The organism is Microbulbifer variabilis, from assembly GCF_020524905.1.
Taxonomy (GTDB): Bacteria; Pseudomonadota; Gammaproteobacteria; order Pseudomonadales; family Cellvibrionaceae; genus Microbulbifer; species Microbulbifer variabilis_A.
Genome location: NZ_JAIVKI010000014.1, coordinates 71,973 through 84,583, shown reverse-complemented (window position 1 = coordinate 84,583; position 12,611 = coordinate 71,973). Strand labels below are relative to the sequence as shown.

Genomic DNA, 12,611 nt, shown 5'->3' with positions numbered 1-12,611 from the left:
GAATAGAAATTTAATTATGCGCAAGGATCATAGGCCTTACTGGCTAAAGCGCCTGCAGTTGCGTTGGCGCAACTGGCGCACGCACTATTTTCTGCTACCTCAGTTTGATGCGGTAGGTGTTGACCCGGAAGTGATGGACCCCTCTTCAGTGCATGTGTTTGGAAGCAATGTTCGCGTGGGTAATTACCCTCATTTGATTTCCAATGCGGAGAAATGTATTCGCTTTACTACCTTTGGGCACAAGGGGGGCGAGGCTTTTATTACTATTGGGGATTACGTGTTGATTTCCCCTGGGGTTCGTATTTCGGCGGCGCAATCCATAGAAATTGGCGATGCCTGCATGATCGCCGCCAATGTTTATATTTCCGATTCCGACTGGCATGGCCTTTACAATCGCACCAGGCCCTTTCGTTGCACCGCACCGATACGCCTCGGTAATAATGTCTGGATTGGCGATAGCGCGACGATTTGTAAAGGCGTTAGTATCGGCGATAACTCCGTGGTTGGTGCGGGCAGTGTGGTCACCAAGGATGTGCCTGCGAATACGGTGGTGGCAGGTAACCCGGCCAAACCGATAAAAACGATTAATCCCAAGCGCAGAATGATCACCCGCGAAGCGCTTTTTGCCGACGCTTTTCGGCAGGCTCATAATATGGATGAGCTGGATAAATATATGCTGCAAGGCAATAGTTTTTTCGGTTGGTTGCGTTCAGTATTTTTTCCCCGCCGCGGTGACTAAAGGTGCTTTAAGTCCCGCTTATGATTTTGCGAATAGATAAACTGATGAAAAAAAGAAAAAGTATTGTTTTGATTGGCATGCCTGGCGCTGGCAAAAGTACCCTGGGTGTTTTGTTGGCCAAAGAGTTGGCCCTGGATTTTGTCGACACTGATGTTTTAATTCAGGCTCGGGAGGGAAAGACCCTTCAGGAAATTATGGCGGATAGTGACTACCTCAACCTGCGTGCCATTGAGGGAGAGGTTATTGCCGCAGCACAGCTGCCCAAGCATGTGGTTTCCACTGGGGGCAGTGCGGTATATAGCGCGGAGGGTATGGCTAATTTACGTGAGCAGGGAACCATTGTATTTTTGGAGTGCTCCGCAGATGAGCTGCGCAGGCGAATCCATAATTATGAAAGTCGTGGGATAGCTAAGGCGCCGGGGCAAAGTTTTGAAGATCTGTTTGAGGAGCGGCAGGCTCTCTATCGCAAATATGCGGATATTACCCTGAGCTGTGATGGTTTGGATCTGCAGCAGGCGTTGGAACAGTTATTACAAAAGTTGCACGGGCTGATTTGAAGGGGTAAGCCCTGAGGTTACAGGGCTTAGATCGCGCTTGTCTTTTTTCGGCTGCTAGAGCGGCAACTGAGTGGTGTATTTCACTTGCTTGAGAGCAAAGGTGGAATTTACTGAGGCCACATTGGGCAGGTGTACCAGAGAGCGTTTTAGCAGTTGTTCATAGTGTTCGACACTATCCACCACTACGCGCAATACATAGTCCTTGTCACCGCTGGTTGAATAGCACTCGACCACTTCCTGTACGTCCTGTACCGCGGATTCAAAATTATTTAGGGACTCTTCATCATGGTTGTGGATGGTCACGTAACAGTATACCGTGACTCCGAGGTCCAGTTTACGAGGGTCCAACAGAGTGACGCGGCCGCGAATAATGCCTTCCGCTTCCAGTCTCTTGATGCGGCGCCAGCAGGGGGTGTGAGAAAGACCGACTTTGTCTCCGAGCTCCGCCATGGAATAATCGGCGTTCTCCTGCAGCGCTCGCAGAATCTTGCGGTCGAAATCATCCAGGTCTGTCGAACGCTTCATAAAGACTCCTATCCTATAAAAAATTGCTCAATCGAGATTTTCATCACAAATTTACGCACATTTACGTAAATAAAGCAATGCTCTGTTGCGCTTAACGCACTAGTATGACCTGACCAATCCGTTTCAACTTGAGTGCTTTTTGTGATTACCCGCCAGAGGGATGGCCTGAGAGGCGAAAAAATGCACTCTCTAATGCTGAATCGGAGCAATTCGGAAGAATAATGACTTATAACTCGAACCGGGTTTCGAGAAGAATAAATGACCGGAAACTAGGTGTATGACTGATAACGTAGCCAGCCCCCAGCGCGCGGTGGACTCCCAGGTAAAAAAACCAATATCACTGGATGATCGTTTTACCACCCTAAAAGGCCGTGTGCTTCTTTCGGGGATTCAGGCACTGGTGCGCCTGCCCATCGACCAGATGCGGATGGATCAATCCCGCGGTCTGAATACTGCGACTTTTATCTCCGGTTATCGCGGCTCCCCTTTGGGCGGCTACGATCTACAGCTCTCGCGAGCCAAAAAGTTACTGGACCAGCACAATATCCGATTCCAACCCGGAGTGAATGAAGAGCTGGCTGCGACCGCGGTATGGGGTTCCCAGCAGGTTGGCCTGTTCGATGGCGCTCGGGTGGATGGTGTCTGCGGAATTTGGTACGGCAAAACGCCAGGTGTGGACCGCTCCTGTGATGCTTTCCGTCACGCCAATGCCGCGGGCTCCTCGCCGAAGGGCGGTGCGCTTATCATTGCCGGGGATGACCACGGCTGTAAGTCCTCCTCCTATCCGGGACAGTCGGAATTTGCTTTTGTGGATATGCATATTCCGGTCTTGAATCCCGCAACCGTGCAAGAGGTTCTGGATTACGGTCATTATGGCCTGGAGCTGTCCCGCTTTAGTGGCTGTTGGGTGGCGATGATCACCCTGGCAGAAAATATGGATAGCTCCGCTACGGTGGAAGTTGATCCACAGCGAGTGCAGTTCAGCTACCCCGACATCGAGCGCCCTGAAGGTGGGCTCAATATCCGCAAACAGGACAATCCCCTCGAACAGGAGGAGCGCTTGTGGCGCTACAAGCGCCCGGCAGCTCTGGCATTTGCCCGTGCCAACAAACTGAACCAGGTAGTGCTGGAAAATCCAGAGGCCAGTCTTGGTATTGTCACTACCGGCAAGGCTCACCTGGACTTGATGCAGGCCTTCGAGGACATGGGCATTACTGAGGAAAAAGCCCGACAGCTGGGCATCCGTATCCTCAAGGTGGGGATGACCTATCCCCTGGATGTGCCCGGTATCCAAAAATTTGCCCGGGGCCTGGAGACCCTGCTGGTGCTGGAGGAAAAGCGCAGCCTGATGGAGGTACAGCTGAAAGAAGAGCTGTACAACGTCCACCTCAAGGACCCCAACTTTCCGCGTATCCTCGGTAAAGTGGATGAAAACGACCAGCCGTTAATGCCTGCCTATGGAGAGTTATCTCCGGCCATCATTTCCCAGGTGCTGGGTCTGATTTTGGATCAAGATCAACTGGGTGAGCGCGGGCAACACCGCTTAATGCGCCTCAACGCCCTGGCGCAACGTATCGCACAACAGGCGGGTTCCAGTGTGTCACGCCTCCCCATGTTTTGTGCCGGCTGCCCCCACAACCGTTCCACCAAGGTGCCGGAGGGTAGTCGCGCGCTTGCCGGAATCGGCTGTCACTATATGGCCCAGTGGTTGGATCGCGAGACATTCACCTTTACGCAAATGGGGGCTGAGGGGGTTAACTGGGTAGGGCAGGCGCCCTTCACTGACGAAAAGCATGTGTTTGTGAATCTGGGGGATGGCACCTATTTCCATTCGGGAATTCTCGCCATTCGCGCCTCTGTTGCCGCTAGGGTAAATATCACCTACAAAATCCTGTTCAACGACGCCGTCGCCATGACGGGTGGTCAGCCCCACGATGGAGAGTTGGCACCGGATATGATCTGCCGCCAGGTACTGGCAGAGGGTGTGCAGAAAGTCGTTCTGGTGATGGACAATCCAGATAAATACCAGGGGGCTCTGAGCTTCCCTTCCGAAGTCGAGATTCGCCATCGGGACTATATGCCGGCGGTGATGGAAGAATTGCGTGATGTGGAAGGGTGTACGGTTATTATTTACGACCAGACTTGCGCCACTGAGCTGCGACGCAAGCGTAAACGCGGCCTGCTGCCCCAGGCTGAGGGGCGCCCCTTTATCAATGAATTGGTGTGTGAAGGCTGTGGCGATTGTGTGCAACAGTCCAGCTGTATTGCCGTGGAAAAGGTTTCCACGGCTTTGGGGGACAAGCGCCGCGTCAACCAGACCGGCTGCAACCAGGATCTGTCCTGTATCAATGGTTTTTGCCCTTCGTTTGTTACCGTAAAGGGTGGGCGCTTGGCCAAGGGTGCGGGTGTTGGTGATGTATTGCGTACAGAGGCCGATAAGCTGCCTGTGCCACAGCTACCAGGCCTTGGTGAGCCCTATAACTTCCTAGTAACCGGAGTAGGTGGCACCGGTGTGGTGACCATCGGAGCGCTGTTGGCGATGGCAGCGCATATTGAGGGCAAAGCCTGCAGTACCTTGGATCAGACCGGCCTCGCGCAAAAAGGCGGTGCGGTGTATTCCCATATCCGATTTGCCGCCCAGCCCGAAGCGTTGCAGGCTGTACGTATCTCGGATGGTCGTGCCGATGCACTGATGGCCTGCGACTTGATTGCCGCCGGAAACCTCGCCGCTTGCCTGGCCAAACTGGATGAAACCCATAGCCGTGCTGTGGTGAATACTCACCTGAGTCCCACCGCTGCCACCGTTTTGGGCCGTGAGGATGCCCACTCTCCACAGGCAGTCCTCGATACTCTGAGCAGTGCGGTCAGCGAGTTGGATTCCATTGATGCCCATCGTCTGACCAAGTCTGCACTGGGAGATACCCTGGCGGCCAATATATTTATGTTGGGTTTTGCCTGGCAAAAAGGCCTTCTGCCACTCTCCCAGGCGTCGCTGTTACAGGCTATTGAGCTGAATGGCGTGGCGGTTGAGGGCAACCTGCAGGGATTTGCTGCCGGGCGCCTGGCAGCAGCAGATCGCAAGATTCTAAACCGGCTTCTTGCACATGACCGCGCGCCCGCCGTGTTGCCCAAAGGATTGGATGAGATTGTTGCCCATCGGATTGAACACCTGACCGGCTATCAAAATGAGGCGTTGGCCAAGCGTTATCAGACTTTGGTAGATAAGGTCAAAGCGGCAGAAATCCTTAATTCACCGGCGAGTCAGGCGCTTGCCGAGGTGGTCGCGCGCAATTATGCCAAGCTGCTCGCTTACAAGGACGAGTATGAGGTAGCGCGCCTTTACACGGATGGACGCTTTACCCAGTCTCTGCAGGAAAATTTCAGCGGCGATTTTGTTCTCGAATTCAATCTGGCTCCACCCCTACTGGCCCGTTTCGACAAGGTGCTGGGGCGCCCGCGCAAGATGAAATTTGGCGGTTGGATGTATAAAGCGTTTGGAGTCTTGGCCAAGCTGAAGTTCTTGCGCGGTACGGCCCTGGACATTTTCGACTATACCGCTGAGCGCCGCTTGGAGCGGGCCTTGATTACTGAGTACGAGCAGCTGGTTGAAAAAGTGGTGGGTGAGTTGAATGCGCAAAACCACCAGGCGGCTGTTGAACTGCTCAGCTATCCAGAGGTTATTAAAGGCTATGGGCACATCAAAGAGGCCAGCTTGCTGGAAGCCCAACGGCAGAGAGAGCTGGCGCTAAGCCGCTTCGAAAATCCTACCCGAAATGCTGGTCAGGCCAGTGAGGTTGAGATTTTCGATCCCACTAAAGCCCAGCAGGTGGGTTAACACTCTCTCCTTAATAGCAATAGCCCCGGGGGTTCCAACCGGGGCTATTTCTCTTACCAGTATCCCTGCATTCGAACAGCGAACTGTTTGGTTTGATCACCGGTAAAATCATCATCCCCAAGTGTTATATTCATCATTAAGCGCACCTTGGGATTGAAATAATAATTAAATCCAAAAACAAAGTTGCTAACCCTCATGCCGGGAATATCCTTATTTTCAATGGCGTCGTAACGTGCGGTTACTTCGAAAGCGCCTTCCGGTGGGGTGGGTTTGATGGATTTAAAGACGCCTATTTTATCGTCGTAGGGTTTATGTTGCCCGGTGATCGCCCAGCTGCCGGTGATATACCAGGTGCGCACATCTTGATCGCCGATGAAACAGCCGGTAAATGGATCGCAAAAAAAACTGGGTGGTGCGCCAAAGAAATCCTGGAAGGTGAGCTCTGATAGATAGAGATCCCCAGAAAAATTGCCAAAAGCGTATTCTGATTGAGCGTAAAAAGGTCCGTAAGTACCGGCTAATTCCAGCCCAAAAATCCACACATCTCCACCTGGGTCACCTTGATAAAACTCATCATCGCCAAAATCTCCAAAGAAAAATTCTCCGCCGCCGGGGCTTAAAGCAACCAGCTGCTCCGGGCCACGACGACCGGCATACTCAACCAGGGCCTCACGGGCTAAGGTGTCCTCATTGGCATCTTCATAACTTAAATAGGTGCCGAGGTGCAGGGTGCTGATGGGCTCGTTAATTGGGGCCCAGGTTAGCCGGGCTGCGCTTCCTATGCCTTCATTGCGTGGGTCACCGGGATTGCGCAGGTTAAAGAGATCGATACCAAATGTATGGCAGCACCAGTGGGTGTTCCAGCCAATCCCTTGTTGTCGGCCACGGTCGGCGAAAATACCGGCGGCAGTGGCGAAGGATCTTTCCATCATGGTGATATCATTGGAGCTGGTTAGCTCATTAATAGAGCGGCTGGGTTTGAAGTTACCAATGCGAAGTTTGCCGTCGAAAATTTCAGTGGCCAGAAATACATCTCTAAGCCCCCCAGTTCCGGCTGAGGCGAAATCCCTTTCCAGCTTGTATTCCCACTTCCAGAGTTTTCCCTTCATTGCCAGACGTACTCGACGAAAATCCGTGGTGTTTACCGGCTCTTCAAATTCATCATCTATGAAGAAACTGTCAAAGTAGTTGTCGTCTTTATCAAAAAAGTAGGTGTCAAAATGGATTCGACCGCCGAGCTCAGCGGAAAAATTGCCATCGTCAGATGTAATTTTGAGCCCACCTTCTGTTTTGGCCTTATCGGCTGTGGCGGGGGATGCGGCAAGTGCACAGGCTAGGGCGCAAAGTAGGCCGTAGCGTTTCATGGGATACTCCCTGGAAAACTGCAGTGACTACTGCGGCGTGTTGTTGCAGTTTAGCAAGTGAGTATGACGATTAATCGGTTTTTCGCCGATTCAGCTTTTTTGTGGGTAAAAGCGCGCTTGCTTTGAACGTGCGAAGTGCAGGCGATATTTGGTAAGCCCGTGAAACACCGACAACTATTTATGTCTGCGCCAATATTTCGCGGGCAAAAGGATAAAAATATTCAACTTATTGATTACGCTGCCTGGAAAAAATTAAATGCGCTCCAGGTTATAGCCTTTTTGTTCCATCAGCTCTGCAATACTGCCTTGTCCCACCAAGTGACCGGCGCCGACAACCACAAACAGTGAGTCATATTTCGGCGCTTTGGATACAATTTTATTGGCCATATTCTTATTGCGCTGAAAAAATAGCTTGTCGTAAAGGGGCTTATATTCGGGATTTTCCTCAAGACCATCGAGTATTATCAGACGGTTGAGGGCATCGTGATCCCCGGCTTTCCAGGCATTGGTGAGTTGAGGTAGGAAGGTGGAAATATCTTCCAGTTGTTCTAACGTCTGCTGGAGTAATAGGGCAGGATTATCTAAGCCGTTCAAAAGCTGGAATTGCTGAACGACACCTTCGAGTTCCACTACTGGTTTGCCATCTTTTTTGGCTTTGGTGAGAAAGTGACGGTCAATACCCAATTCAGGATTGAGACCCTGAGCCTGCATTTCGATCATGCCCATGGAAATCATAGCGATAGCCGGGCGCTGGCGAATAAACATGGCTTCCGGCATGTTGCGTTTATGCATCCACGCTTGCAGTCTCTTATACAAATCTGCTGGCAGGTCGTCACGCAGACTGCGCTCTCCTTGATAGACCGATTCCATCATAATTTTCTGTTGCACCATTATGTCACTTTCGGCGGCGAGGACATCGGCTTCAACGGCAATAGCATCGCTGTTGGCATAGGCGCGCTCTATTTGGGAGCGCATCGGATAAAAATCTTCCGTTGCCAAGTGGATAGAGCCCAGCAGGTAGACCGTTTTATCCTCCTTGGTGGCTTTCCAGAAAATACCGTGGTTTGTTTCAGCTGCGGTGGCAGTACCAACAAACAAAATAAGAATAAGAGCGATCGACTGTGTGAAATAGCGCTGGAACATTACTTTTCCCTGAAGGTGTTGAGGCGAGTCATGTTAGCACTCGCGAAGCCCATCTCATACTGGGGGGCTGTGTTGGCAAATTGGACGGGCCAGAGGGGTTTGTTGCAAAGTTGTGTGGAATCTACTGGGAAATTATTTCTGTGAGGGTCAAAATACCGCCTTTGTTCCATTTTTGCGGTAGGTATTTTGAGAATCGTACAAGTCTGGCCTGAGTTGGAGCCTGGAGAGGTAGGTAAGGCCGCGCTGGAATTTATTCAGGAACTGGCCCGGCAGGGCGTTAAACCCATAGTGATTTCTGCTGGGGGAGCACTGGTAAACCGTTTAGAGTTGCATGACATTCAGCATATCCGATTATCTTTGAATAAGAAGCCTTTTCTGGCTATGGCCTTTTCACGCCGTTTGCGTAATGTCCTGCAAAGTTTAAATGCCGATGTGATTCATGTTCACGGGCGCTTGACTGCCCAGCTGGTTTGGCGGGCTTGGCGGGGCATGAATGTCGACACACGTCCCATTTTGATTACCCATGTCGATCAGTATTTTTCACCTGGCCGACGGGATGCTGGATTGGTTTCTGGGCAATCTGTCATTGCAGCATCCAGGGGGATCGCAAATCATTTGCAGCAACATTTTGGGGAAAAGTTGGCTGACTCAGCCCATGTTGTGTATTGGGGCATTAATTCCCGGGAGTTTGACCGCAGTAAACCGGTATCGAGCCAATGGCATTTACGCTTCTTGAATAGCTACCCGCAACTGGAAGGTAAAAATTGGTGGTTGTATTCGGGTTCCCTGTCAGAGAAAGGGGAGCTGAGAACCTTTTTACAGGCTTTGGCGCAGGCTAAGGAGAGCCGGGAAGACTTATTGGGGCTGGTGGTAGGGGTACCGAAGGGTGGCGATTTAAGCTATGTACGCAAGCTGGAACAGTTAGCCCAAGAGCTGGGGCTTGAGGGGAGTGTGCTGTTTCTGGGAGATAGAAAAGATTTACGGGAACTCTATGCTTCCTCCCAGTTAGCTTTTTGCCTCGCCGACCCGGAAGAGCCTAAAGGCCAAAATGCGATGCAGGCTTTGGCGATGGGGTGTGCGGTAGTTGCTTATAAAGATACCTGTGCTGGAGAAGTGCTGACGCATTGTTTTTCTCAAGGTGTGGTCGAGCGGGGGAGCCCACAAGCCCTTTGTGATCTAGGCCTAGCTTTGATGGCGCAGCGGGATAAAGCGGAATTGCACGGCTTTTTTCATGAAGATATCGTTAAAAAGACTGTGAATATCTACCGGAGTCTGAGTACAGTCTCTCTAACCGGCGATTGCTAGCGTCTCAGAGTTGGATTAGAAATTAAAATGCCCATTGATTGAAGCGAAGTCGAAACCGGGGTTGGGGATGTTTGTGTAGGCATTGGAGAAGTGGCTATAGCGTAGCGATAAAATATGGCCACTGCTAAAGCGATAACCTAGGGCAAAATGCAGAGCAAAGTTAATCTTGGTGCTGAGCTGAATATCGCCGAATTCCCGTTGGCTTAAGTAAGAAGCGCCAACTCCCGCTTCACCAAATCCACCTAAGGGTTCGCTGTGCGGATACCAGCGTAGTACCGGTTTGATTTCTATGATGTTTTGCTGTTGGGTTTCATTGAGATGTTCCAGGCGTATATGAGAGTAGCTACCCTGGCCCCACCATTGCCATGAATTATTGGCGTTATTGGAGGAGGTGAGTAGGTACGAGTAGTTCACGCCGGCTACCTTGGCGGCAGAAATAGAATCCCGCTGCATTAAGGCATTTCCCAGCCCCTTTCCGGCGCTGATAATAATTTCCTGTTCAGCGAGAGCTGCCTGTGAATAGAGGAAATTCAAGGCGAAGAAAAGTATACAGCCTGGCGCTGTGTTTCCGCCCGCAGCCTTTGTGGAAGATTTACGCATGGGTTGTAGGGGGATAATTGCTAGAGCTGTAACTAAGACTAGTGGGAATGTGATTGATGGCAAGCAAGGTACTCGCTGACCGCCACCGGCTTCCTCCTGTTTGATCGGAGGTGATCGGTTGGAGGCTGAAAATCAGCCCCCAATGCCAGGATATGAAGCTGTTATCGGTTCCTGGATAGTTATCGCCACTGTCGCTTCAGTTGGCGGATTGCATCGGAGTGCAGCTGGCGCGCGCGCTCCTGGCTGAGTCCAAGTTGCTCACCGATAACCCGGAAAGAACAATCCCTATCTGAGATCAATCCATAGCGCAGGTTTAGCACGGTTCGCTGCCGCGGCGGCAAACGGTTGACAGCCTCACGCAGCCGCTCTGCCAACTCTTGATTGGTAACCAGCTCATCGGTGTTGTAAAGCTCGTCGGCGGGAGCGTAATCCAGGCGGGTACTGCTCTGGTCGTCTGCGACAGGGTCGTCCAGTGAGCCAGTGGGGCCAGGTAGCTTGAGTAGGCTTTGGATGCGTTCGAGATCGAGCCCTGTATGCTTCACCAGATTCTCATCGGATGCGGGCTGACCTAGGGCGCGTATCTCGCCGATCGCACGGTAAATTGTTCGCAAATCATCCTGCACATTGGCTGGCTGGCGCACCAAATCCTCATTGCGACGCATAGCCAGCTGTATTTCCTGTTGAATCCACCAGTAGGCATAGGTGGAAAAGCGGTAGCCCATTTGCGGTTTGAAGCGCTCTATGGCTTTCATCAAACCGACATTGCCCTCCTGAATCAGGTCGATAAAAGGTACCGAAGGGTTGCGGAAGCGCTTGGCAATGGCGATGACCAGGCGCAGGTTACACTGAATCAGTTTCTTGCGCTGTTCCTGGAAGCGCCGCAGAAGGCCGCCGAGCTTACTTCTTTCCCTCCGGGTAAGTTCGTCGCGGGCCATCAATTTTTCGGTGTGAGCAATGATCAGGCCGTGATCATAGGCGCCGGTACTGCCGCGCTGCTCTACGCCTTCGCTGCGCAGCTGTACAAGCTCGGTGCCACATTGCTGCAGTTTCTCGATTAGGGTGTCCTCGAGATCTCGCAACAGGCAGGTGGTGCTGTGCTCCTCTTCGGGTGTGAGCAATTCAAGCCTGTATAGGTGCTTGAGATAGCTCTGCATTGGGGTGCTGCCGCTTTCGCTCAGAGGCTCCCCAACTGAATGGATCTCTTCGATATCGGGCCCGGCATCTTCTGTCTGGCCGCGATTTTCCGCTTTGGAGCAGGAATCGGAGAGGGCGTTGTCTGTATCCTTCAGCCAGTCTTCATCCCTTGAGTAAAAATTTTCTCGGGACAAGTGCTTAAACCTTCTGTTGACTGCGTGAACGATATGTTTTGTTCAGTCTCTCCAGGCACCCTTTGGCGCCCATTTCACCTTAACGATAGATGAAAGTTGAATTTTGCGACCTATAAAGGCTGACTGATAAGTCTTTGCGTGGGGGGATGAGTGGGCGCAGACAGCGCCCGGATTGCTAAGGGTAAGTTATTTCAGGCGCTTGACCCGCATTTTCTTTCCGCCATCAATGGGTTGCATAAAGAAAGAGCCAAACATCGCGCGCTCTACGACAACGAGGTCACCGGCCTTCCAGAATATGCGACCCGTATCATTCTGCTTCCAGATTTGGCCGTTTTCCAGAGTGACAATTTTCTTATTGTGGGCGCCCTCTTGAATCTCTGCGATTTTTGCTTCGATAGACTCAGGTGCTTCTACAGTTTGCTTGTATTCTTGACCGAAATCTTGCTCGGCTTGTTCTTCAAGAGAGTTACTGAGCTTGTCATAACAAGCCAGACGATTCGAATTGGATGTAATTTCTGAGCACTCTTTGAGTTGTTTTCCTAGGGAGTCCGCGTAAACACTGGGGGCGAGGATGGCTAATAGGGAGATGAGAAAAATTCGATTCATGACTATTTATTGCGTTATTTGCCGGTTGTGGGCTTTATTCTGCCGGACCTGTGGGTAATGAACAATTGGATTTGTGCGTCTCCGCACGCTTTTAGTGGAACCCTCATGGAAAAATAGCCTCGATAAAGATGAGCTAATCTGCCACCTTGTTAGAGCGTTTTGGTTGGCTCATCTTCTATAGCGGTACTTGTCTTAGGGGTTTGTCGAGTGCTTGGCTATTGATTGGATTTAAACTATAGACAAAAACTATCCAGGGGCGGAACGATGAAAAGTCTTATTACTCCCGCAGTTATATTGGTTATGGCAGCTTACCTCGGTATCGAGGGCCTGCGACTTACAGTAGGAGGAGAGGCTTTTGCCTCTACGAGCGTGGTAACCCTGCCACAGAATCAGCAGGGTAAGGGTATAGAGCAAGATTTTTCCAGAGGCAATGTCAAGAAAGGCGAAATGCTCGGTGGTAGTGAGATGATGGAATTTGAGGGGGACGTCTTTGCCGATGTGCCTGAACATATGGGGGCAGATAAAGGCGTGGGGCAGAGAAACCCATCGGGAGAGGAATCCCCTAAGAAGTGATCGGGGTAGCGCCTTTGTCTCTGCCTCAGCAAAAAA

Annotated in this window: 11 protein-coding genes; 5 read left to right on the top strand and 6 right to left on the bottom strand. The window is 51.4% G+C overall.

Annotated elements, in window-relative coordinates:
- Positions 1-16: 16 nt before the first annotated feature.
- Positions 17-739 carry an acyltransferase gene (locus tag LC073_RS15490; RefSeq protein WP_226648218.1) on the top strand — a complete coding sequence of 241 codons (723 nt, stop codon included), beginning with the start codon at positions 17-19 and terminating at the stop codon, positions 737-739.
- Between the two features lie 44 nt (positions 740-783).
- On the top strand, positions 784-1,296 hold the full coding sequence (locus LC073_RS15485; protein ID WP_226648217.1) for a shikimate kinase: 513 nt from the start codon (positions 784-786) through the stop codon (positions 1,294-1,296).
- A gap of 54 nt (positions 1,297-1,350) precedes the next feature.
- On the opposite strand, the gene LC073_RS15480 is transcribed toward LC073_RS15485, so the two are convergent.
- The gene (locus LC073_RS15480; protein WP_020413378.1) at positions 1,351-1,821 is read right to left on the bottom strand and encodes an Lrp/AsnC family transcriptional regulator; all 471 of its coding nucleotides are present in this window, start codon (positions 1,819-1,821) and stop codon (positions 1,351-1,353) included.
- Between the two features lie 277 nt (positions 1,822-2,098).
- Between LC073_RS15480 and LC073_RS15475 the strand changes: the two genes are divergently transcribed.
- Entirely contained in the window at positions 2,099-5,656 is a 3,558-nt protein-coding gene (locus tag LC073_RS15475) for an indolepyruvate ferredoxin oxidoreductase family protein (RefSeq protein WP_226648216.1), read from the top strand.
- 53 nt (positions 5,657-5,709) lie between these two features.
- On the opposite strand, the gene LC073_RS15470 is transcribed toward LC073_RS15475, so the two are convergent.
- Together LC073_RS15470 and LC073_RS15465 are read right to left on the bottom strand one after the other, a co-directional pair.
- The gene (locus LC073_RS15470; protein ID WP_226648214.1) at positions 5,710-7,020 is read right to left on the bottom strand and encodes an OprO/OprP family phosphate-selective porin; all 1,311 of its coding nucleotides are present in this window, start codon (positions 7,018-7,020) and stop codon (positions 5,710-5,712) included.
- Positions 7,021-7,272: 252 nt separating this feature from the next.
- Complete coding sequence (locus tag LC073_RS15465) at positions 7,273-8,163, bottom strand: TraB/GumN family protein (RefSeq protein ID WP_226648212.1); 891 nt, start codon at positions 8,161-8,163, stop codon at positions 7,273-7,275.
- A 186-nt stretch (positions 8,164-8,349) separates the two neighbouring features.
- Between LC073_RS15465 and LC073_RS15460 the strand changes: the two genes are divergently transcribed.
- Complete coding sequence (locus LC073_RS15460; RefSeq protein ID WP_226648210.1) at positions 8,350-9,468, top strand: glycosyltransferase; 1,119 nt, start codon at positions 8,350-8,352, stop codon at positions 9,466-9,468.
- A 15-nt stretch (positions 9,469-9,483) separates the two neighbouring features.
- Here the strand turns inward: LC073_RS15460 and LC073_RS15455 are convergent, their stop codons facing one another.
- From LC073_RS15455 to LC073_RS15445, 3 genes are all read right to left on the bottom strand, one after another.
- Positions 9,484-9,921: an acyloxyacyl hydrolase gene (locus LC073_RS15455; RefSeq protein WP_226648209.1), complete on the bottom strand. Its 438-nt coding sequence runs from the start codon at positions 9,919-9,921 to the stop codon at positions 9,484-9,486.
- Between the two features lie 326 nt (positions 9,922-10,247).
- Positions 10,248-11,396, bottom strand: coding sequence for an RNA polymerase sigma factor RpoD/SigA (locus LC073_RS15450; RefSeq protein ID WP_226648208.1), 1,149 nt, complete (start codon positions 11,394-11,396; stop codon positions 10,248-10,250).
- Positions 11,397-11,582: 186 nt separating this feature from the next.
- A complete protein-coding gene (locus LC073_RS15445) occupies positions 11,583-12,002 on the bottom strand; it encodes a hypothetical protein (protein WP_226648206.1) in 420 nt (139 codons plus the stop codon).
- Between the two features lie 264 nt (positions 12,003-12,266).
- On the opposite strand from LC073_RS15445, the gene LC073_RS15440 reads away from it, so the two are divergent.
- Positions 12,267-12,575 carry a hypothetical protein gene (locus tag LC073_RS15440; RefSeq protein ID WP_226648203.1) on the top strand — a complete coding sequence of 103 codons (309 nt, stop codon included), beginning with the start codon at positions 12,267-12,269 and terminating at the stop codon, positions 12,573-12,575.
- Positions 12,576-12,611: the final 36 nt, after the last annotated feature.

Excerpts from the sequence above, each read along its gene's own strand:
- LC073_RS15490 (WP_226648218.1), top strand. The coding sequence starts at position 17 with ATGCGCAAGGATCATAGGCCTTACTGGCTAAAGCGCCTGCAGTTGCGT.
- LC073_RS15485 (WP_226648217.1), top strand. The coding sequence starts at position 784 with ATGAAAAAAAGAAAAAGTATTGTTTTGATTGGCATGCCTGGCGCTGGC.
- LC073_RS15480 (WP_020413378.1), bottom strand. The coding sequence starts at position 1,821 with ATGAAGCGTTCGACAGACCTGGATGATTTCGACCGCAAGATTCTGCGA.
- LC073_RS15475 (WP_226648216.1), top strand. The coding sequence starts at position 2,099 with ATGACTGATAACGTAGCCAGCCCCCAGCGCGCGGTGGACTCCCAGGTA.
- LC073_RS15470 (WP_226648214.1), bottom strand. The coding sequence starts at position 7,020 with ATGAAACGCTACGGCCTACTTTGCGCCCTAGCCTGTGCACTTGCCGCA.
- LC073_RS15465 (WP_226648212.1), bottom strand. The coding sequence starts at position 8,163 with ATGTTCCAGCGCTATTTCACACAGTCGATCGCTCTTATTCTTATTTTG.
- LC073_RS15455 (WP_226648209.1), bottom strand. The coding sequence starts at position 9,921 with ATGCAGCGGGATTCTATTTCTGCCGCCAAGGTAGCCGGCGTGAACTAC.
- LC073_RS15445 (WP_226648206.1), bottom strand. The coding sequence starts at position 12,002 with ATGAATCGAATTTTTCTCATCTCCCTATTAGCCATCCTCGCCCCCAGT.
- LC073_RS15440 (WP_226648203.1), top strand. The coding sequence starts at position 12,267 with ATGAAAAGTCTTATTACTCCCGCAGTTATATTGGTTATGGCAGCTTAC.